This is a genomic window from Sphaerisporangium sp. TRM90804 (assembly GCF_029846175.1).
GTDB lineage: Bacteria > Actinomycetota > Actinomycetes > Streptosporangiales > Streptosporangiaceae > Sphaerisporangium.
Genome location: NZ_JARWAC010000004.1, coordinates 252,857 through 270,766 on the forward strand (window position 1 = coordinate 252,857; position 17,910 = coordinate 270,766).

General features: G+C 66.7%; 31 protein-coding genes. 3 read left to right on the top strand and 28 right to left on the bottom strand.

The window, feature by feature from the left end:
- Nucleotides 1-65 precede the first annotated feature (65 nt).
- Nucleotides 66-362 (top strand): hypothetical protein, encoded by a 297-nt coding sequence (locus PYR91_RS04960; protein ID WP_279777736.1) that lies wholly within the window; start codon nucleotides 66-68, stop codon nucleotides 360-362.
- Nucleotides 359-571, top strand: a complete 213-nt coding sequence (locus PYR91_RS04965) for a hypothetical protein (RefSeq protein WP_279777737.1) — start codon at nucleotides 359-361, stop codon at nucleotides 569-571. The genes PYR91_RS04960 and PYR91_RS04965 overlap by 4 nt, the downstream gene beginning before the upstream one ends.
- Here the strand turns inward: PYR91_RS04965 and PYR91_RS04970 are convergent.
- From PYR91_RS04970 to PYR91_RS05050, 17 genes are all read right to left on the bottom strand, one after another.
- A complete protein-coding gene (locus PYR91_RS04970) occupies nucleotides 568-1,239 on the bottom strand; it encodes a hypothetical protein (RefSeq protein WP_279777738.1) in 672 nt (223 codons plus the stop codon). The genes PYR91_RS04965 and PYR91_RS04970 overlap by 4 nt on opposite strands.
- Before the next feature lie 431 nt (nucleotides 1,240-1,670).
- On the bottom strand, nucleotides 1,671-2,051 hold the full coding sequence (locus PYR91_RS04975) for a DUF6221 family protein (RefSeq protein ID WP_279777739.1): 381 nt from the start codon (nucleotides 2,049-2,051) through the stop codon (nucleotides 1,671-1,673).
- Between the two features lie 25 nt (nucleotides 2,052-2,076).
- Complete coding sequence (locus PYR91_RS04980) at nucleotides 2,077-2,751, bottom strand: galactosyltransferase-related protein (protein WP_279777740.1); 675 nt, start codon at nucleotides 2,749-2,751, stop codon at nucleotides 2,077-2,079.
- Nucleotides 2,748-3,614, bottom strand: coding sequence for an NAD(P)-dependent oxidoreductase (locus tag PYR91_RS04985; protein ID WP_279777742.1), 867 nt, complete (start codon nucleotides 3,612-3,614; stop codon nucleotides 2,748-2,750). Before PYR91_RS04985 ends, PYR91_RS04980 begins: the two co-directional genes overlap by 4 nt.
- Complete coding sequence (locus PYR91_RS04990) at nucleotides 3,611-4,201, bottom strand: class I SAM-dependent methyltransferase (RefSeq protein ID WP_279777743.1); 591 nt, start codon at nucleotides 4,199-4,201, stop codon at nucleotides 3,611-3,613. The genes PYR91_RS04985 and PYR91_RS04990 overlap by 4 nt, the downstream gene beginning before the upstream one ends.
- The gene (locus PYR91_RS04995) at nucleotides 4,198-4,878 is read right to left on the bottom strand and encodes a hypothetical protein (RefSeq protein ID WP_279777744.1); all 681 of its coding nucleotides are present in this window, start codon (nucleotides 4,876-4,878) and stop codon (nucleotides 4,198-4,200) included. The genes PYR91_RS04990 and PYR91_RS04995 overlap by 4 nt, the downstream gene beginning before the upstream one ends.
- A gap of 2 nt (nucleotides 4,879-4,880) precedes the next feature.
- Complete coding sequence (locus PYR91_RS05000) at nucleotides 4,881-5,966, bottom strand: hypothetical protein (protein WP_279777746.1); 1,086 nt, start codon at nucleotides 5,964-5,966, stop codon at nucleotides 4,881-4,883.
- Nucleotides 5,963-6,235: a hypothetical protein gene (locus PYR91_RS05005; RefSeq protein ID WP_279777747.1), complete on the bottom strand. Its 273-nt coding sequence runs from the start codon at nucleotides 6,233-6,235 to the stop codon at nucleotides 5,963-5,965. The genes PYR91_RS05000 and PYR91_RS05005 overlap by 4 nt, the downstream gene beginning before the upstream one ends.
- 71 nt (nucleotides 6,236-6,306) lie before the next feature.
- Complete coding sequence (locus PYR91_RS05010; protein WP_279777748.1) at nucleotides 6,307-6,567, bottom strand: hypothetical protein; 261 nt, start codon at nucleotides 6,565-6,567, stop codon at nucleotides 6,307-6,309.
- 283 nt (nucleotides 6,568-6,850) lie between these two features.
- Nucleotides 6,851-7,039, bottom strand: coding sequence for a hypothetical protein (locus tag PYR91_RS05015; protein ID WP_279777749.1), 189 nt, complete (start codon nucleotides 7,037-7,039; stop codon nucleotides 6,851-6,853).
- A 401-nt stretch (nucleotides 7,040-7,440) separates the two neighbouring features.
- The gene (locus PYR91_RS05020) at nucleotides 7,441-7,866 is read right to left on the bottom strand and encodes a hypothetical protein (RefSeq protein ID WP_279777750.1); all 426 of its coding nucleotides are present in this window, start codon (nucleotides 7,864-7,866) and stop codon (nucleotides 7,441-7,443) included.
- Nucleotides 7,863-8,741 (bottom strand): BRO family protein, encoded by an 879-nt coding sequence (locus tag PYR91_RS05025; RefSeq protein ID WP_279777751.1) that lies wholly within the window; start codon nucleotides 8,739-8,741, stop codon nucleotides 7,863-7,865. Before PYR91_RS05025 ends, PYR91_RS05020 begins: the two co-directional genes overlap by 4 nt.
- Nucleotides 8,742-9,258: 517 nt before the next feature.
- Entirely contained in the window at nucleotides 9,259-9,525 is a 267-nt protein-coding gene (locus PYR91_RS05030; protein WP_279777753.1) for a hypothetical protein, read from the bottom strand.
- 3 nt (nucleotides 9,526-9,528) lie between these two features.
- A complete protein-coding gene (locus PYR91_RS05035) occupies nucleotides 9,529-9,951 on the bottom strand; it encodes a hypothetical protein (RefSeq protein WP_279777754.1) in 423 nt (140 codons plus the stop codon).
- The gene (locus PYR91_RS05040) at nucleotides 9,948-10,259 is read right to left on the bottom strand and encodes a hypothetical protein (protein WP_279777755.1); all 312 of its coding nucleotides are present in this window, start codon (nucleotides 10,257-10,259) and stop codon (nucleotides 9,948-9,950) included. The genes PYR91_RS05035 and PYR91_RS05040 overlap by 4 nt, the downstream gene beginning before the upstream one ends.
- Before the next feature lie 175 nt (nucleotides 10,260-10,434).
- Nucleotides 10,435-10,692, bottom strand: coding sequence for a helix-turn-helix domain-containing protein (locus PYR91_RS05045; protein WP_279777756.1), 258 nt, complete (start codon nucleotides 10,690-10,692; stop codon nucleotides 10,435-10,437).
- A gap of 85 nt (nucleotides 10,693-10,777) precedes the next feature.
- The gene (locus PYR91_RS05050) at nucleotides 10,778-11,641 is read right to left on the bottom strand and encodes a hypothetical protein (protein ID WP_279777757.1); all 864 of its coding nucleotides are present in this window, start codon (nucleotides 11,639-11,641) and stop codon (nucleotides 10,778-10,780) included.
- Nucleotides 11,642-12,060: 419 nt separating this feature from the next.
- Here PYR91_RS05050 and PYR91_RS05055 point away from each other — a divergent pair, with 419 nt between their 5' ends.
- Nucleotides 12,061-12,711 (top strand): hypothetical protein, encoded by a 651-nt coding sequence (locus PYR91_RS05055; RefSeq protein ID WP_279777758.1) that lies wholly within the window; start codon nucleotides 12,061-12,063, stop codon nucleotides 12,709-12,711.
- Between the two features lie 13 nt (nucleotides 12,712-12,724).
- On the opposite strand, the gene PYR91_RS05060 is transcribed toward PYR91_RS05055, so the two are convergent.
- The 11 genes from PYR91_RS05060 to PYR91_RS05110 form a co-directional block, all read right to left on the bottom strand.
- The gene (locus PYR91_RS05060; RefSeq protein ID WP_279777760.1) at nucleotides 12,725-13,066 is read right to left on the bottom strand and encodes a hypothetical protein; all 342 of its coding nucleotides are present in this window, start codon (nucleotides 13,064-13,066) and stop codon (nucleotides 12,725-12,727) included.
- Complete coding sequence (locus tag PYR91_RS05065) at nucleotides 13,063-13,353, bottom strand: hypothetical protein (protein ID WP_279777761.1); 291 nt, start codon at nucleotides 13,351-13,353, stop codon at nucleotides 13,063-13,065. Before PYR91_RS05065 ends, PYR91_RS05060 begins: the two co-directional genes overlap by 4 nt.
- Entirely contained in the window at nucleotides 13,350-13,703 is a 354-nt protein-coding gene (locus tag PYR91_RS05070) for a hypothetical protein (protein WP_279777763.1), read from the bottom strand. Before PYR91_RS05070 ends, PYR91_RS05065 begins: the two co-directional genes overlap by 4 nt.
- Nucleotides 13,700-14,272, bottom strand: coding sequence for a hypothetical protein (locus tag PYR91_RS05075; RefSeq protein ID WP_279777765.1), 573 nt, complete (start codon nucleotides 14,270-14,272; stop codon nucleotides 13,700-13,702). The genes PYR91_RS05070 and PYR91_RS05075 overlap by 4 nt, the downstream gene beginning before the upstream one ends.
- A 29-nt stretch (nucleotides 14,273-14,301) precedes the next feature.
- Nucleotides 14,302-14,718 carry a hypothetical protein gene (locus tag PYR91_RS05080; protein WP_279777767.1) on the bottom strand — a complete coding sequence of 139 codons (417 nt, stop codon included), beginning with the start codon at nucleotides 14,716-14,718 and terminating at the stop codon, nucleotides 14,302-14,304.
- A complete protein-coding gene (locus PYR91_RS05085; RefSeq protein ID WP_279777768.1) occupies nucleotides 14,715-14,999 on the bottom strand; it encodes a hypothetical protein in 285 nt (94 codons plus the stop codon). The genes PYR91_RS05080 and PYR91_RS05085 overlap by 4 nt, the downstream gene beginning before the upstream one ends.
- Nucleotides 15,000-15,499: 500 nt before the next feature.
- On the bottom strand, nucleotides 15,500-15,793 hold the full coding sequence (locus PYR91_RS05090) for a hypothetical protein (RefSeq protein ID WP_279777769.1): 294 nt from the start codon (nucleotides 15,791-15,793) through the stop codon (nucleotides 15,500-15,502).
- Nucleotides 15,790-16,251, bottom strand: a complete 462-nt coding sequence (locus tag PYR91_RS05095; protein ID WP_279777770.1) for a hypothetical protein — start codon at nucleotides 16,249-16,251, stop codon at nucleotides 15,790-15,792. Before PYR91_RS05095 ends, PYR91_RS05090 begins: the two co-directional genes overlap by 4 nt.
- On the bottom strand, nucleotides 16,244-16,906 hold the full coding sequence (locus PYR91_RS05100) for a hypothetical protein (protein ID WP_279777772.1): 663 nt from the start codon (nucleotides 16,904-16,906) through the stop codon (nucleotides 16,244-16,246). Before PYR91_RS05100 ends, PYR91_RS05095 begins: the two co-directional genes overlap by 8 nt.
- On the bottom strand, nucleotides 16,899-17,663 hold the full coding sequence (locus tag PYR91_RS05105; protein ID WP_279777790.1) for a hypothetical protein: 765 nt from the start codon (nucleotides 17,661-17,663) through the stop codon (nucleotides 16,899-16,901). Before PYR91_RS05105 ends, PYR91_RS05100 begins: the two co-directional genes overlap by 8 nt.
- Nucleotides 17,656-17,907: a hypothetical protein gene (locus PYR91_RS05110; protein ID WP_279777792.1), complete on the bottom strand. Its 252-nt coding sequence runs from the start codon at nucleotides 17,905-17,907 to the stop codon at nucleotides 17,656-17,658. Before PYR91_RS05110 ends, PYR91_RS05105 begins: the two co-directional genes overlap by 8 nt.
- Between the last annotated feature and the right edge of the window lie 3 nt (nucleotides 17,908-17,910).

The following is a 17,910-nucleotide window of genomic DNA, read 5'->3' on the forward strand; positions in this document are numbered from 1 at the left end:
AGTGGTAGACAGGAAGCCGCCATGCCGCTAGAGTGTCTACTACTAGACAAACGAAGGAGGCGCTAATGACCGAAGTTATATGGAACAAAGACCCCGAATTCGATTTCGTCAACGAGGTGGACGCCCTCGAAACACTGGTCGACCTCGGCGACCAGCTAAGGGCGTCACGCGAGCAGACCCGTCAGATCATGCGCTACATGAGAGCCGCCGTCATCGCCGCGCGCAACGCCACGGACGACGGTGAGAGAGTTTCTCCGCAGGCCATCATCAACCACTCCGGACTCGCCCGTCAGACCGTGTACGACATTCTCGGCGAAACATCGGCCACCGCTGCATCGACACCCTCTAAGGAGAAGCTGTGAACACCCAGCCCATCGCGTGGATGAAGAACGTCTCCATCGCCCTGTTCCTCGGCGTCGCAGTGATGCTGATCGCGTGGATCTGGTTAGGAGACTGGCGTTGGGGAGCGACCGCCGGAGTGGCGTTCTGCGCGGGCATCGTGTTCCTCGGCCTGTCGCTGTCGCAAGGCAAGCCCGTCGAGCCGCAGGGCATCCCGCAGGACCGGATCTAGTAGTCGGTCCCGGCGCGTTCGTGGCCGATGTGCGTGACCCGAGGAGGGTCTCCGCGTCTCCCCCAGTACGCGCCACGAGCGGCCTTGTCGCCGAAGAGGGCGCGCCCGAAGCGGGACTCCGACCACGCGCCGTCAGGCCACGGACGGTTGAACGTCCTTGCGGGGATCAACGACGGGTTGCCGGTGAAGCAGGCCCGGTGCTCGATCCACCAGCGGGAGCCGTCGGTGCGTTCCTCGAAGCGGTTGCCCTGGGCTTCCAGCGCCTCGATCAGGCCGCCGTGCGCGTGCTCGTTACCGAACCACGCCTGTCTGAGTAAGGCGATTTGAGTGAGGTGGGGGTTGTCGTCCAGCACCGTCGCGAGGTCGCCGAGGTCGAGCGGCTCGCTCAGGACAAAGTCGTCCTCATGAAACCAGAACGCGCCGGCGCCTGAGTCTCGGGCCAGGGCCCACACACAGCGCATCGCCTGCCAGTACCCGCACGGCTTGTCCCCGACGGGGATCGGAACCGCGCCGAACTCCTCGGCGATCCATTCGCGGTAGGCGGGGTCTCCGGAGTCGTCCACGACCGTCAACGACGTGAAGCCCTTGAGGTGCTCGCGGACCGAGGGGATCGACTGGGAGAGGCAATCGCGGCGACCATTCGTCAGAACGATCAACGGGAGGGGCATGCGACTCCCTCGGCTATGTCAGGGGCGCGCGTCCTCGGGCCAGTCGGAGTGCTTGGTGGCGATGTGGTCGCGTAGCTGCGGAGCGACCTCGGCTAGAGGGATGGGGGCGCCGTCCTCGCCCTCTACTCGGTGGCCGCAGCGACACTGCCCGCGCCCGTACCCGGAGGGGAGCAGCCGTGGAAACAGGTGCCCCGGTACCTCCCACGCCTCCTGAGTAATCTCCCAAGGCGGAGCGTCAGGCAACACAGGCGTTGGCGTTGGCCTGCTCACGTCCCAGGTCTGCTTGCAGCAGTCGCAACGGATCGCGATCGGCTCTCCCGACCTGTCGGCCATGGTCACCGATTGAATGACGTCTAGGTCGTGGCCCTCGCTGCGACATGTCCGCTGAGCGAGTTCCGTGCAAGCCTCGTCGAGGGTGTAGGTCTGCTCAGTCACAGCTTCCAGCCCTCCTTGTAGTCCTCATGATCGGCGTACGGAAGAGCGAGTGCACGCGTCGTGGGGCATGCTTCACCGTCAAGAATCCACATGCAGTTGTCGTCCGGGCCGGAACACTCGTGGGCGCCCGTGTGCCACTGGAGGATCCGCCGCTTGGCCTCGACCTCGCGGAGAACCCGAGCCGGGTCATGCCGCTCAATGTGGTTGGCGACCGTCCGGTCGCCTGCGTAGAACTCGTCACCGCCAGTGTCTACCGTGGCTGACGCCGTAAGGCTCCACGTTGGACTGTTCACCGAGCCATCCCACATCGTGGATCGGGCGTACTGCTCGTCCTCGACGAGGCGGGCACGCAGGAACGCTACGAGGTCGTCGCTCATGCGGCCATCCTCCCGCAGGCGGGGCCTAGCCTCGCTCGGCGATGAGTGCCCGCATCGCGTTCGCGTCTCGGTCGGCTTGGGCGTACCGTGCGGCGAGGTCCCACACGGCGTCATTCGCTGGTGTGCCGACTCGTTGGGCTGGTGGGTGCCACAGGTGGACGATGTGCCCGGGGTGGCGGAGAGTCTGCCCGAGAAGCGTGTCAGCGGCTCGCACAAAGGCCACGTCTTCACTTCCCCAGACGGTGAACCGCTCGTCCATCCCGCCTGCTGCGGCCCACGCGTCGGGGCGGATGACAAACACACCGCCGACCGACCACGCGTAGTCCAGCTCAACCTCACACGCCTCAACCGGGGCACCTTGCAGGTAGTCGTGGGCGCCCTGCTCGGTCAAGCCCAAGAACCTGTTGAACGGCGTGTGGAGCCTGCCGTCCTCGCGTGCCCCGTCGATCGCGGCGAGCAGCGGCGTCTTCTGGGGGATGGTGTCTGCGTCGCAGAGCACCACCACGTCGCACCCAGCGTCCCCGGCCAGGCGGACGCCGAGGTTGCGGGACGCGGCCCGGTTGAACGGCTCATGCCCGGAGTCCACGGCGAGGTGAACCGCGTCGGGGAGCATGCCGCGCAACGCCTTGCTCACGGCCTTGTAGGCGCGTTCCCGCTCCGGAGTAGTGCCCCGGTAGGGGATGACAACGGCGACGCTCACGGGGCGCCCAGGGCCCGGCGCACGCCTTCAGCCAGCGACACCCGGGGCTGGTAGAACTCCAGCATCCCCGTCGGGTCACCCACCCTGTAGGCGACACCAGCCGGCGCGTCGGCCTTGTAGTCGAAGGTCGGCGAGTAGCCAGCCTCCTTGGCGAACAGCTCGGCCAGTTCGGTCATCGACGTGCCGATACCTGTGCAGAGGTTGACGGGGCCGTCTACGCCTTCGCGGGCGGCGGTCAGGGTTGCGCCAACCAGGTCGTCCACGTGGATCCAGTCGCGGACCTGTGTGCCATCGCCCCAGATCGTGAACGGGTCCTCCTGGCGCTGTGCGCGACCCTGGAAAGCTCCGAAGGGGAATCGCTCGCCCTGGTCTTCGCCATATCCGGAGAAGGGCCGTACGACCGTCACAGCGCCGCCTTGCTTGCGGTACGCCTCGGCGAGCTGCTCCCCCAGAAGCTTGACCCATCCGTAGATGGCGTCCGGCTGCTCGGGGACCGTCAAGTCGATGTGGCGTTCGGTGAGGCGGACGTTCAGGCCGGGCCGCTGGAGCGCGATCGGGTACGCAGCCGAGGAACTGAAGTACACGATGCGGCCGGGCTTGGTCCGCGCTGCCCACCCGAAGAGTGCGGCGTCCAACTCCAGGCACCCTGCGCCGACGATGACCGGTGAGGTGTCGATGGCGGAGCGGTGCGGCTGGACAGCGGCAGCGTGCAGCACCAGGTCGAAGCGGCGGTCGCTCAGGCGGAACACGTCCAGCGCGTTGGCGCCGTGAACGATGTCCACCGTGGACACGTCGTGCCCGTCCAGGGCTGCTACCAGGTGACGCCCCAGGAAACCAGCGGAACCGGTGACGAGGACCTTCACGGGCGCACCGCCATCAGGACTTGGAAGTACCCGAGGTCCTCATGGCGCAGGACCTCGAACCCGGCGGACTCAACCAGGTGGCGGTAGCCGTCCATGTCGTAAGCCCAAAGATGATGTTCGTAGTGGCTCTGATCGGTCTCCGTTGCCGGGCTGGAAGCGACCAGGACCCGAGAGTGCTCCGCGATGCGACGGACGAACGCTGCGGGGTCCACGAGATGCTCCAGCATCTCCGTGGCCACGGCGATCTGACCCCACTCCACGTCCCCGGCGACGCAGTCCCCGTACCGGACGTCCACCCCGCGGACATTGGTAGCGGCGTCGACGTTCGTGGGCTGGAGGTCGTACCCCCAGCACTTGAGACCGGATGTGGCCAGCAGCGACAGCAGGCCACCGTCACCGCAACCGAGATCCACGACCGTGCCGAGGCCGAACTGGTCGGACGCGGCGCGGACCATCTTCGCCGACATGCGGAGCCGGTCCTGATGCGCCCACTGCTCCAAGTGCGGGGCACGCTCCCGGCCGGCGTACCACTCCGGTGTCGCGCACTCCGGGACCGTGCCCTCGGGGAACAGGCGCCAGGCGGTCAAGGCAGCTCCTTCAGCTTCACCACGTCGCGGACGAAGTCGCCGGAGTCGCGGTACGCCTGGTAAGCGTCCCTGTCGCGGGCATAGCGGGCGTCGTCGTTCAGTTCCCGGTACAGCTCATCCCACCGGCCCTTGCCGATCGCGGGGTGACAGTGCTCGATCACCACGTCTGGGACGTACCGAAGCCGACCGATCGCCTGCCCCAGGTCCCGCCACGCGTCGTCGACGAACAGGTGGGCCAGAGTGGGCGGCGCCATCCAACCGAGGGTGCGCACGATGTTGGAGGTCATGGCGACCGCTGTGGGCAGATCCTCGCCGCGGAGGAGGTCGTCGCCGTAGGCAATGCCGGTTTTCATCTCGGTGAGCGTGTCCGCGAGCGCCTGATCCCAGCCGACGGTGCGGGGCCGGTGGTCGTCACCGAAGAACCCCACCATCGGGTACCGGTCCGCAGCCTCGACCGCGGCGGCGTTGAGCACCGGCACGATCCCCCGCGTCCCAGTCGACTCATGGACGCGGACGTTCACGCCGAGGCCCTGATACGCCGGGAGCGTCGGGTCGTCGTTGTCGACCACCACGAGCAGGTCTGCGGCGCCGGTCGCCGTGAGCTGCCATACGTTCAGCAGTTCGTCCACAGCCTGTGGGCGGCCACGGGACGGGACGATCACCAGCAGGTCAGCCAATGTCACACCACCCGGGAGAAACGAATGCCGTCGAGGGCGACGAACCCCGCCGAGGTCACTGACCGGTTCACGATGAGCTGACCCGAAGGGTTGATGGACCCCGTGATGGCCGTGCCCGCGTTGTTGCCCCACTGCACGTTGACGGTGCGCGCGGGCCGGGCCCCGGCGGGGAGGATCGCGAAGATGTCCGCGTTGACGGTGTTCGTGACGTTGAACCGCCCCCGCAGTTCTACCGTCTCGCCAGCGGCGCCGGCGAGACGGAAACCGGGCTCGTACCCGGTGCCGCCGGACGTCTCAGCGGTGTAGTCGCCATCATTGGAGGTGAGCACGGTCCACGCCGAGTTGGCGTAGTTCGCGGCCGTGAGGTTGCCGACGATTTCCAGGGCCCCGTTGGCCTTCACCGCGGCGAGCACGTTCGCGTCGGTGCGGTTGTCGAGGACCTGCCAGATGTCTGCGGTCTGCCCGGTCCTGCCGTACCAGCGGGCCGCGGCCTCCGTGGTCTTCGCCGCCTGCCCGCGGACGGACCCGTTCTCATTGAGCCACGTGACCGGCTGTCCGCCTTGAAGCACCTGGAGCAGGTCGGCCGACGTCACCGAGTCGGTGTCCCCGGCGGCCGGCGCGACGAGGACGACGAGAGTTGTCTGGTCGTCCGGGGTTGTCATCGACAACCGGTCCAGGGTGAGGAGGTCTTGGACCTCGACGGGCCCGGTCACGGTCCCACCGGCGAGGGGCAGCAGGTCTTCGGCAACGCTGTCGGCGTAGGCGCGGTCGCCGTGAGGGTCGCTCGCCGCGGCGTGGGTGGAGACTGCGGACGTGGTGAACGCCCGGTCCCCGTGCGGGTCGCTCGCGCCCGCGTGGGTGGTCACCTTGGCTGCGCTTCCGGTGGTTGTCTCCAGGGCGGCGGTGTTGCTGATGCCGTGAACGCTCGTGGTGTCAGCCGAGTGAGCGGCTACCGCGGCGACTGCTGTCCCTGCGGCATCGGCTCCAACGTCCGATGCGGACAGGGTGACCGTCCCGGACTCACCGTTGACGGAGTCGACCGCTCCCCCGCCACCGCCGCCGTTGGGTGCGAACGTGCGGATGCTCATATCGCGCCGACCGAGACGGTGGGGGTGCCTTCAGAGATCAGCTTGACCACGGTCGGCCCTGCTGTGGAGGGTTCCAAGTCGATCGCGGAGACCACTGCGGGCAGCACCCACGACCCGTTCCCCTCAACCTCAGGGGTGGAGCCGTCGAGGGTGAACCACACCGCTGCGGTGCCGGTCACGTTGCACACGTTGACCTTGCGGGCATCGCGGTCCAGCGTGATCGTTGCCACCACGTCCGCTTGCAGGGTGGCGTGAATCGGGTTAGCCACAGCCACCTCCTCAGGCAGGCATGCGAAAACAGGGCCACCCGGGTTCGGGCGTCCCCTGCAGGAGTCGGAGATCAGTCAGACAGCGGTTCGGCGTGGAAACGCGGCACCCGCGAGTAGTCGTAGCCCCTGCGCGGCTCGACCGCGGAGGAGTGAACGCAGAACCCGTAGGACACGAACGACTCGCCGCGTTGCACGAACGCCTCAGGCGGGACGAGAACAGTCCGTTCGACGTGGGCCCACCACTCGCCATCCGGGTGGAGCAACCACGCCAAGATGTGGGCTCCGTGGTTCAGGGACGGTAGCCAGACGACCGGTGGTCGAGGCTCGTCCATGCAGGTGAGCGTACCCAGCGGTTCGAACAAGCATTCGAGCGGGTCCGGCCTTAGTCAGGCGGGTCGAGGTCGCAGCCTGCGATCCATGACCCCACCCGGAGCCCCACCCGGTGGCGGAACTCCCGCAACGCCCAACGAGCCCGGTCGCGCCAAGGGACGACCACCGGAGGGCGAGTATCCGGGATCAGCCCGTACTCCATGGCCTCCCAATCCGAGACCGGCACGTAGGTGGCGATCTTTCGGACTTCGAGGCGAGGCTCAGCCATGGCTACTCCCGGGGGGGTCAGGGGGTTGGGTCAGGCAGCGGGACGAACACGGCCCCACGCCGGCGGTAGTGGTCCGCGACGTCACGCTCGCGCCGGCCGATCGACCAACGCGCGATCGGGGCCGCGTCCACCACCAGGCCGTCAGCGACGACGACCGCGAACGTGGCCCACGGGAGCGACACCCACACCCACCGGTCAGAAGTCATGGCCGCAGTGCGGGCACGACGTCACCGCCGCCGGATCCGTCCACACCCCGCTACCGCCCGGGTCATGGGCGGAAGCAGACGCGTCTGCGAGCAAAGCCCCGACAGTGAGGAACACGTGCCCGCATTCCAGGCACACCGTGTACGCCTCCGGGGGGCAGGGTTCGTCCACGTCGTGGGAGTAGCAGTGCTCGCGCAGGTCCACGCACGCGGGGCCTGCGGTGTGGCGGGAGGTGCGGGGATTCACCGCCACCTCCACGGTTCCGGGGTGGGTGACCGGGCTGCGCTTCCCGCCACCCACCCCGAAGACGAACCCGGGGCGATGCCACCGCCGACTGCGGCACCGCCCCGGAGCTAGTCCGGCCCGGCCCCCTGCTTCCTGGACAGAGAGACCGGACCGAAGATCAGGAGCCGCCGAGGATCTGACGGAGACCGACATCGATCTCGTCGTCAGCAGGGTCCGGCTCGTCACCGAGGAGACTCTTCGCGTGGGCGATCTTCAGCAGGTTGCGGACGATCGCCTTGGTCTCAGCGTGAGTGAAGCGGTTCGGGTTGCGCTCCAGTTGCATGCCGAGCGCGAGCCACGCCTGGTCAGCACCCATCTGCCGCAGGTGCTTGGCCCCACACCGGTCGTGCCACCACGTACCGAAGATCTTCGTGATGAGGGAGCCGTTCAACGGCACCTTGCCGCACCCCGGGCAGGCCGTGGCCGTACCGATCGTCTGATACTCGAACTCCACACCGTTCTCGTCCACGTCTCGAACGACGCTGCCCATGTGTGGGCCCTTGGACTCGGAGATGGAGATGCGGATCTCGGTGGGGCGGCTCACGCGGCACCCTCGATCGGGTTGCGCTCAAGCCACTTCTTGATCCCGACCTTGCCGACCGGGGTGACGTACAGCGTCGTCTGGAGCTGGCCGTTGTGCAGCCGAGGCGCGTCTACCTGGTCAACCGGGTGAAACCACGTCTTGTAGGGGGCGTGGGCGTAGTACTGGTGAACGTCTTCCCACGCCTTCTTGGACTTCGACCAGCGGCGGCCCGCAAGCTTGCGGTAGATGATGCCCTTGGCCTTCAAGTGCTCGCGTAGCAGGCGCTCGGGGGCGTTGATCTGGCCGCAGAAGGTGCGGAACAGCGTCGTGTCCTTCGCCGGATCCACGAAGGTGTCCACGAAGTCAGCCTTAGGCATGTTGATCGCCAGGACCCGCTGCTGCTCGGCGATCCTCGCGTTCTGCGCTTCGATCTCTCGCGCCTGCTTGGCCGCAAGCTCCAGCGCCTCCGGGTAGGTCTTGGGGATCGTCATCTCGTGCGCCCGCTTGAACGCCTTGAGAACGACCTTGACGACCCACTGGCGGAACATGCGGGGGCCGTCGCCTCGACCGGCGAGCCCGACCGTGGCGAAGCCGTCTTCGTTGACGAACCATGTCTCGGCGTTGCCGGTGATGGCTGCCCTCAGGCCGGATAGGGCGGTTTGACCTGCGGAAAGGCTCCGCATGTTGATCTTGCGCTTGTCTTCGTCTTCAACGAGATGGATGGCGGCGGACGGGTTCTTGTGCCCTGCACCCTTGCACACGTCGCCGAAGTGCATCCAGAGCACGCCGTCCAACTTCACCCAGCGGAGCGCTTGACCCGTCTCGGGGTAATGCATGACGCCGCTGTCAGCACCCGCCACATCTCCAAGTGAGCCTGTGGCGATAAGGTCTGTCACTGTCGGTCTCCTGGTCCTAGCAGGTTGATCGGCAAGCCCGGCAGTCGCGCTAACGACTGTCGGGCATTCTCTTTTCGAGACGCCTTACGGGAAGTTTACCATTCCGGACTTATTGGCGAGGCGCAGAGAAGGCACCCAAGAAGGTCGGCCAGACAGCCATCGTCCCACGTCACCGACGACGGCAGTTGTGCGAAGAAATGCGAACGCTCGACTTATCTCAGCGAAACTCAGGGAAACTAAGAGAAACTCCCCGGAAACTCGGCGATACTCGGGGAAACTTGGCGATACTCGGGAGATACGCCCCGTAAGTCCGGTTTTGGAGACCGGGCACGTGGTGAGCGCGCACGCCAAACGGTCAGTTCTCGGACGTGCGGCGTCGAAAGGTCCACCGCAAGTCCTCGGCGACTGCCGACCAGTCGTACACACCGCTCGGTTCGATCCGGTACTCGAAGCCGGGGGGATCGAGCTTGTCGGCGAGGGCGCGGAGGAAGCGGGTTAGACGGAAGCGGATCGCCGGTCATCCCTTCCCGTGGATCAAGGGCTCGTGTTTCGCCAACGCGCAGTGCAGCAGCCCCACGACCTTGTACACGGGGCTGACACCGCCGGGATAGCAGGCGAAGTGCCGGGTCTCCCCTTCGTCGTGGAGCGCCTGGGCGACGCCGACGGCGATGTAGTCGAGGATCATCTCCCCGTCCGCGATCAACCCGAAGGCTCGGGCGTACCCCTCGATAGCGGCCCTCAGGTCAGCGTCAGCGGCGATTTGCGCGGCGTTGAGGGCGGCCACCGGTCAGCCCCCCGCCTGCTGCGCGAAGTACTCGGCGCGGAGCTGCTGGTACTTCGCTTCAACGAGCGCCTTGTCCCAGCCCTGTACGTCCAAGCCCAGAGACACGCGAGGCTCTGTGGACCACTCGTACTGGACCTCATCCCCTGGCGGATCGCCGTGGAACTCCCGACGGATCTCGTGCCAACCCGGGCTAGCGAAGACGTAGTCTCTCGGACGCGCGTCCTCGGGAGAGCAATCGGGTCGATCAGGGAACCAGGTCAGCCAGTACCAAGTACGCACCTCGACAGGGCCGTCCTCGATGTCCAGCGGGAGGATCTCCTCTCCTAGGCCGTACGCTTCGGCATCCTCCTGCTTGGAGAAGGCCCGGAGCACCTTGTAGAAGCCCTGACCTTCGCCGTCGTACTCGACGGCCGCGTAGACCTTCACAGGTAAGCCCTCCGCTTGACGGGCTGACTCAGAATGGCGGCCATCTGCGCGGCGCAGACGTCAGATCCGTCATGCATGATCTGGACGGGCGGGGGTTCGGTCTTGGGTTCCGGCGCGTACCGGTCCACCACTTCCACGGTCTCCGCGGTGAAGACGATGGCACGGGCGCCGCATTCGTCCTTGAACCTCGACCAAGCGGTGACACCGCCTTCGCCGAGTTCGTCGCACTCGTCAACGATCAACGCGAACGGCTCTTCGACCAGCTCGCCTACGACGTTCGACGGCAGGGGCAGGATTTGGATACGCATGCATTCTCCGGGGGGTCGGAAGGGGGGCTGGTACGGCCTGGGTTCACTCCCACCCCCCAGCGAGAGGACCCAGGCCGTACCAGGGGTGGGGCGCTCGACAGCGGCTACGGGGAAGTCGCCGACTGGAGCACCGCGCGTCTCCGCAGGAGTGAGAAGACGCGCGTCTTGAGGGGATTCAGGCGACGTCGGAGTCTGGGGTGTACCGCATCTCCGCTTCGACACGGGCAAGCACCCGGTAGTCGTACACGTTGTACCGGCCGATCGTCCCGAGGGGCTGGACGTCATCCCGACGGGAGATCCACGTCCGCACGGTGCTGGCCGGCACACCCAACCGGGCAGCCGCCTGCGAAGGGGTGACAACCTCACTCGGGTCGATATCGATTTCCAGGGGCATGAACACCCCCAGAAATGCGAAATGCCCCCAGGTGAGCACCTGAGGGCATGACTCCGTCAGGCGGTAGCGTCTCACACGGATGCAGATCTTGTCTATTTGCTCTATCGGAGCAGGTCAGAGGTCTCTACGCGCGCCCGCTCTTCAGGCCGTAATCGGGAAACGGGTTCGGCTGCTTCTCGGCTGCTGCGGCCATCCGGGCGAGCTTCGCCGCGGGCTTCGCATCACCGACTCGGCCGTTGTACTCATCCAGGGTCATCACGACAGGGCCGCCGCGGTTCTCCCCGCACGACGGGTTGCGGCACTCGACGCGGTCTTCGCCTTCGAGCTGCGCGAGGGTTTTGGCGTGGCACTGGTAGCAGCGCAAGTCCCGGGGGATCCACCGCGGACGGACGCGGGTCTTCGTGGCGGCTTCCAAGCGGGCGTGCCAGCGCAGGACGCCGTTGCCGAAGTCCTCGGCTAGGTCGGGGTGGGAGAGGATGCCGTCCAGGTGGGCTGTCAGCCACGCCACAGCGGACGTGAGCGCTGGTGCGGACTCCCCGCGGTACGGCGCCGCCGGCCACCCCTGGGACTCCCGGAAAGCGTGCTCCCATTCCCTCAGCCAGCGGACGAGTTCGTCCTGGTCGTCGTGCGCCGGTGAAGGGCTGCCGGGCTCTGCGGACCCGCTGACACGGTCCTGAAAGTTGAGCGAGCCGTGCCCGTCGCCTGCGAGGAGGTGCAGCGTCATCTTCTCGTCCAGGTCGACCAAGGCGGAGCGGACAGCGGCGGCGTCCGTGAGGCACCAGATCGGGTTACCTGCGTAGGGGCGCAGGGTCGGCTCCGCGGGAGGGTCCGTCTCGGGGCCGGGGTCCTCGTCGGGGTCCTGTCCGGCGTCGATGGCTTCCGCGCGGGCGAGCTGGTGGGCGTGCCAGGCGTCGATGGCTTCGCTGTGGGCGTCTTGCTCGGCCCGGACCCGTCGGTTGCAATTTCCGACGCACGCGCGCTCGGACATTCCGGCCTCCCCTTGCCGTTAGCATTTCGGGCAGGCCCGTTCTCGGGGTGTGTGACGGCTGTGGGCGGCTCCCTTGTTTCGCGGCAGGGAGCCGCAGCCGTGTGCGGGGGGTTAGTGCGCCGGATGTCGTGTCAGCATCGCTGCCCCTTCCGCCCCGCGCTTCCCCCGAGTCTCATTCTGACCGGTTCAGCAACCTGCGCCGTCTCCGCATTCCTCACCGAGAAGCACCCGGGCGAACTGGACCCGCTGCTCAGGGGTGAGACGTACCGGCCACATCGCAGGCAGCAGAAGGACGTCACCGCTGGGAAGGCGCAGGACATCAACAGGGAGCTTGGGCGGGGAGGAGATCATCGCCTGCACATTCTCCCGGAAGTGTGGGCTCGTCAACCCTGCATCGCCCTGGAACGTCCCCACTGGTTGTGAACTACGACTTCGATGGCCCGAGCTTCGTCATCGCCTCCGTCGCTGCCCTTATCTCGCTGGCCGCCTGGTGGGAGAATCGGAGATCCCGGAAGGCGGCGGAACAGTCACGCGACGCAGCGGAGACGTCCGCAGGGGCCGCACAGCAGTCTGCCGCGGCGTCGGAGGTGTCAGCCAAAGCGGCGGCAAGGCTGACCGACATCGAGGCCGATCGCCGGCGTGACGAGCGGGAGCAGTACCACCGTGATCTCGCTCCGTCACACCCAGGAGAGATTGTCACCGGGCTGATGACCAGCGAGGTGACGCAACAGTTCGGCCTATTCGGGTCCATCTCGGTCGGGAGAGACTACCGAGTCCAAGTCATCGGCATAGCTGGCAACACTTGCACACCGATTACCGGGGTCCCACCTGTGCTGCGCGCAAACACTCTCTACCAGTTTCACATCGAGCAGTGGCCCGACGAGAAGACGACTCCCACGGTCAAGGAGATCGAGTTTCGCTTCTGGCCACCAGCTCCAGTCGACGAGGTTGAGGCCTGGACGTGTCCGTGTGGCCGACTCGCCACTCAAGCAGACAACCCCGCAGGGCACTGGGCGTTCCGGGCTGTTGTGAAGTCCCCACCCCCTCCACCGTTCGCGTTCTACTCCTGATCCCGCCAACGATCTACGAGCTTGAGCTGAACTCTGCCGCCCACCGATCACACACCAGCACGGCCAGATCGAGGTCTACCGTCTCGAACGGTTGCCCCCATTCCGAGCCGTTCCGCATGACGCTGTACACGCCGTCCCTCATCTCGTACACGGCCATTGAACGAGCGACATGCACCGGGTACAGATCCCGCGTCTCATAGGCGATTAGGGCCGGAGTTTCATCTCCGGTGACTACGCCTGCGACCGGCCGACCCACTGAGGAGACGACGCGCAGCGGCATCGGGATCGACAACCGGGAAGGACTCGACAGTCCCCAAGGGATGAAGCCGTCGCAGGGGTCTATGTCGGCGCTCAACTTGCCTCCTTGCTGGCGAAGTACTCCCGGGTCCATCGGCCGACCGGGAGGCGTGCCTCAGCCTTGCGGACCGCTTCCTGTGCCTCGGCGACCGCTGCCTTCGCCGCTGCCGGGTCTGCCTCGGTGCGGTAGGCGGCTCCCAAGGCGTGGTGTGCCGTTTCTCTTCGTTGCTGAGCTTCCACGACGTCGATGAGGCGGTCGTTCGCACGGAGGCGCCTCGCGATGTAGATCCCGAGCGGGATGCAGAGCGAGAGCACGAGGAGCGTCACAGCGTTCAGGGTGTTCACGTGCTCTCCCCCATGGCTTCGGCGTACCCAGGCTGCTCCCGGTGTGCCTTAGCCAGGGCGATGAGCGCATCCTCCAGCGCGGAGACTTCGCCGAGAGCTTTCAGGGCTATCCACTTGGCGAACTCGGGGTCGCCCGAGGGTGCCTCTGTGGCAACGGCGCGGGCGTAGCGGCGGAGGATCTTCTGGTGCGCTTCGATGTCACGTTCGAGCCGGTCAGCGACTTCGCTCAGGAGAAGCGCGGTGCCTTCGGGAAGGTCCGCAGCCGCAGCACGTAATGCGTTCGCGTGCTCTCGCGTGTCCTCGAACCGGGTCTTCAGGAACTCAATCACGGCGCCTGTGTCTGGGCTCACGATGCACTCCTGCTGCTGATCAACGTACTGAGGTGCATGGCTTCCCGCTGCCACGTCGCCTGGACCGACTCGCCGCGTTCTCTCGCGAGGACCCCTGTCAGGTATGCGATCACGGCGGCTCCGGCCCTGAACTCGGCGAGCGCAGCCGCGTCCGTAATCATGTCCCGGGTGATGAATCCTTCTAGTAACACCCTGACCAGTTCGGGGTCCGGCTTGGAGTCTTCTTCGGGCCCGAGGGACGTCAGCACCGCGATGAGAGCGAGTGTCTTCTCATCCACCAAGGCTTCGAACGCGTCCGCGCCATCCGGTGCCGGTGATGTGGCCTCGAACAGGCGAGAGAGACTCTTCTTGCGGCCGTACAACAGGAAGGGCCTGCCGAGCATCCGCCGGCGCTTGGCTTCCCAGCAAACGAACGCGGTACACAGGTTAACCAGGGCGACGAGCAGCAGCCCCCCCAACGCGTCGCGACCGTTCATGAACGCCACGACAGCACCTGCGGGGATGCCGGGCACTCCGATGAGCACACCGGCCAGCAGAACCAGGTAGATGGCTTTGTCGCGTCTGGTCATGTCACCTCCCGGACTGAGGGGCGACCAGCCTAGAAGTCGCCTTCGGCGACTTGGAGCACGGTCAGGCCAAGAGAACGCCACATTGCGACTACGCCGGCACGGTCGTCGAGGACGCCGAACACGTCGAGGTGCGCGAAGTGCTTGCGGTAGATGCCGCGTTTCACCTGGACGTCTGACCGGTTGTCGTGGTCGTCGCGCATCCACAGGCCTTCGCAGTCGTCCCAGTAGCCGACGTTGGCGCATAGCCACACCTCGGTCTGATACCGGCACTGCTCTTTACGCCCGGACAGGTAAGCCACCTTGTGGCCGGCCTGTAGGAGTGCTTGGACCACGGCGACGACGGGTGGGTTCGGCAGGTCCTCCCCTACCCGGTCCCAGTCGTAGGGGCCGCGGTCACCGCGGAGGGCGAGGGTGCCGTCGATGTCTACGAGCCACAGCTTGCTCACGGGGTCGACTCCCCGCCCACCTCAGCTTCAAGCCTCTCAAGGATGCTCGCCATGTCGCCGAAGTCGCCCCACTCGAAGCCGTCCCGCTCGCCGTGTGGACAGGTGATCGTGGCTTCGAATTGGACGTAGTCGCAACCCGTGTCACAGCCGTACGAGCCGTCGCTGCCTTCGGCGTTCTCGGTGGTGATGTCCGGGCACGCCTTCAGGTGCTCGTTGGTGCCCTCCTCGCGGTACTGGTTCAGGACGAAACGGGTCACCAGGGCGTCGATGTCGGTGCTCACTAGTCCTCCTGTGCGGATGCCGTCAGGAACCGCTTCGCCGGCCAGTGCCCGTCAAGCATCTCCGTGTCGTGGCGACCGCACCGGCAGCGGCGGAGCACCACCGTGACCAAGCCACCGATGGCGCGTTCTCCGTAGGAGACGTCCACAGCTTCCATGCGGTGCCGGTGAAACCATCTCATTCGCAAGCCTCCTCCTTCACGGAACATGGTGGGTCCTGGTGGCCGCTGCCTCGTTGACCGGTGAACCCTCCCCCGTGGGGATCCCTAGCTTGGTACAGCACTTCACGCATCGGGGCATCCCGAACCGGGAACCCAATCCCGGGTACGCGAGGCTGTACTCCCGGCCGCAGGCGGTGTCGCGGAGCAGCGGGTCGCCGGAGTCGATCGCCTCATGGAGTTGGTCGGAGGTCAGGGCGTCACCGGGGACGGCGTGGAGCCGGTTCCATGACTGGCGGGTCGTTAGCCACCAGTGCGAGAAGTTGGCCGTGATCGGGTAGCAGGTCACGTGCGTTCCGCAGGGTCGCCGGCGCGGTGGACGCAGGTGTCCTCGGTCTCGCCCCACAACAGGGTATGGACGTGGCACGGCCACCCGAGGCAGTGGAAGCTGGAGCACTCGACGTCGTACGTCTTCACGCAGTCCGGGCAGGCGTCCATGACCTCCCACGGCACTTGGCCTAAGTGGGCGGGGCAGCGGCGGTACCAGGTGGCCTGCCTCGGCTGGTGCGCGGCGTCCACGCGGGCGACGGTGGCTTCTGCTCGTAGGGCGCGGTCTCGCCAGCGCTCGGCGTCGTTCACCGCGGCCCGCTTCCTGAAGCCTCTTCCGGGTGGTGGGCGCAGGTGTCCTCGGTCTCGTCATACAGGGCGAGGTGGATGGCGCAGGGCCAGTAGCAGCAGGTGATGTGGGTGCAGTTCCACACCGGGCGGACCGCGCACATCGGGCAGTCCACCGGAGCGACCCAGTACCGGCCCGGTTTGTGCTCGGGGCAGCGGACATGCTGCTGCGCCCTGTGAGGCTGGTGAAGGGCATCCATGCGGGCGACAGCGGCCTCGGCGTTCCTCGCCCGGTCTCGCCAATGTTGGGCGTAGTGGCGCCAAGCATCCACGGTCATCTGGGCGTAACCACGACGCAGTTCGTCTTCCCGCGGAGCAAGCAGCTCGGCGGTGTCAGCGACCTCCGGGCAGTCGCGCAGATGCCCGAGGAACACCAGCTTGCTATCGGCAGGGCAGGTGCACTGAGCGGTCTTCTTAGCCACGGCGCTCGTCCCCCGTCCGCCGTCCCGGCTCCGGCAAGTCGCCGTCCAACGCCTTGATCGTGTCGCACGGCCAAGGCACCTCATAGGCGCCGTTGCACGCGGCACACGAGTCGAAGTCCGATGGGCCCCGGTACCTGAAATGCAGCTTCCGCACACGACCCACAGCGGCGAAGACCGGTGCGGCTTCTTCCTTGTAGGCGCGGTACTGCGCCATCACCACATCGAACGCCTCGCGCAAGGTAGCCAGCTCGCCGTCTCCTACGGCCGCGCACACCTCGGCCGCTTCCAGGCAGGTAACCCCCGTGAACGACCGGTACCCGTCGCCCGCGACGAAGCTAACCCGCATCTGCCGGTTGACGCGTTCAGCCGGGGTCGCGCCTTCCACCGTCTCGGTGTCCGTCTTCCGGTCGTAGCGGTGAGTCGACTCGGTGAACTTCTCGGCAAGCGCTTCGGCGTACCGCTGGCGAAGGTCGTCTCGGGCCTCACCCACGGCGGGTCCGGAAGACCGGTAGCCGCCAGCCCGCTCGTACCGCATACGGGCCTCGCGGGCAGCCTCGTCGAACCCTTCGGGGTCGCTGCCTTGGAAGTACTCCAGGGCAAGGATCTTCTCCTCCGGGGTCATCTCGTCGATGACTTTGGATCGGTCGTCACGCACGGCGGGCCCCTTCCCACTGCATCGTCTGGACGTTCAGGACGTCGTAGTTGTGGGCACTGCCGTCGCAGTCCAGTCCGGTGACGTGGCACGTTCCGTAGTGCATGTCCACGTCTGTTCGGTGGGCCAGGTGGTAGTGGCCGTGCAGCAGATGAGACGGCTGCACCTCGTCCACCACGTCCTGGAGACGCCCACGGTGCTTGTTGGCGCGCCTCAGGTCCTCGGGCGCCCACAGCGACGGCGGGGCCGGCAGGTTCAGGGGGACCCAGCTAGGGGCGTCGTGGCACACCATGACGTCGGCGTGGCCGTCGTCGGCTGCCCGGCGGGCCTGTCCCTGGGTGATCTCCTCGTCGGGCCACCACGTCTCCCCCGGCGCTCGTAACGCACGGTCCACCGAAACGGCGCCACCGAGGGCTAGCCATGTCCGGTCGTGCCACTTCCACCGGTATCCCCGCGGGAGGTGCCAGATCCGGTCCGTCACCGCGCCCATGCCGTCGTAGAGCGGTATCCGGTTGAGCTGGCTGAAGTCTTCGTGGTTTCCATCCACGAACCACAGCACCGCCCCGGCCTCCTCCAGGTACCGGTCAACGGCGTTCAGGTAGTGGTCCCCGCCGGGCCATACGCCGAAGTCGCCGAGATGCAGCACGATCCTGGTTGACCCCCCGGGCAGCAACTCGGGGAGGCGACGCAGCACGGAGAACGCCCAAGATGTACGACCATGCCAGTCCCCAGCGACCAGGACACGAGTGGGGTCAGGCATCGACTACCTCCCTGATCAGATGCATCTCACAGTCGTGGCCGTCCGCGTCCCCGCACCAGCGGCAGGCCAGGCCGCCCTTCGCGAGGCGTTCGACGTGGTACTGGCAGACCGACACCTCCGCCAGATGCTCATGGACGCAACCGCACAACACCCGGATGGCGGGCTCGCGCGGGCAGACCGGGCCGGCGAGCCCGTCATTGGAGGCGCACTCGCTGTCGGTGAACTGGACAGTCAGACGCGACATCGG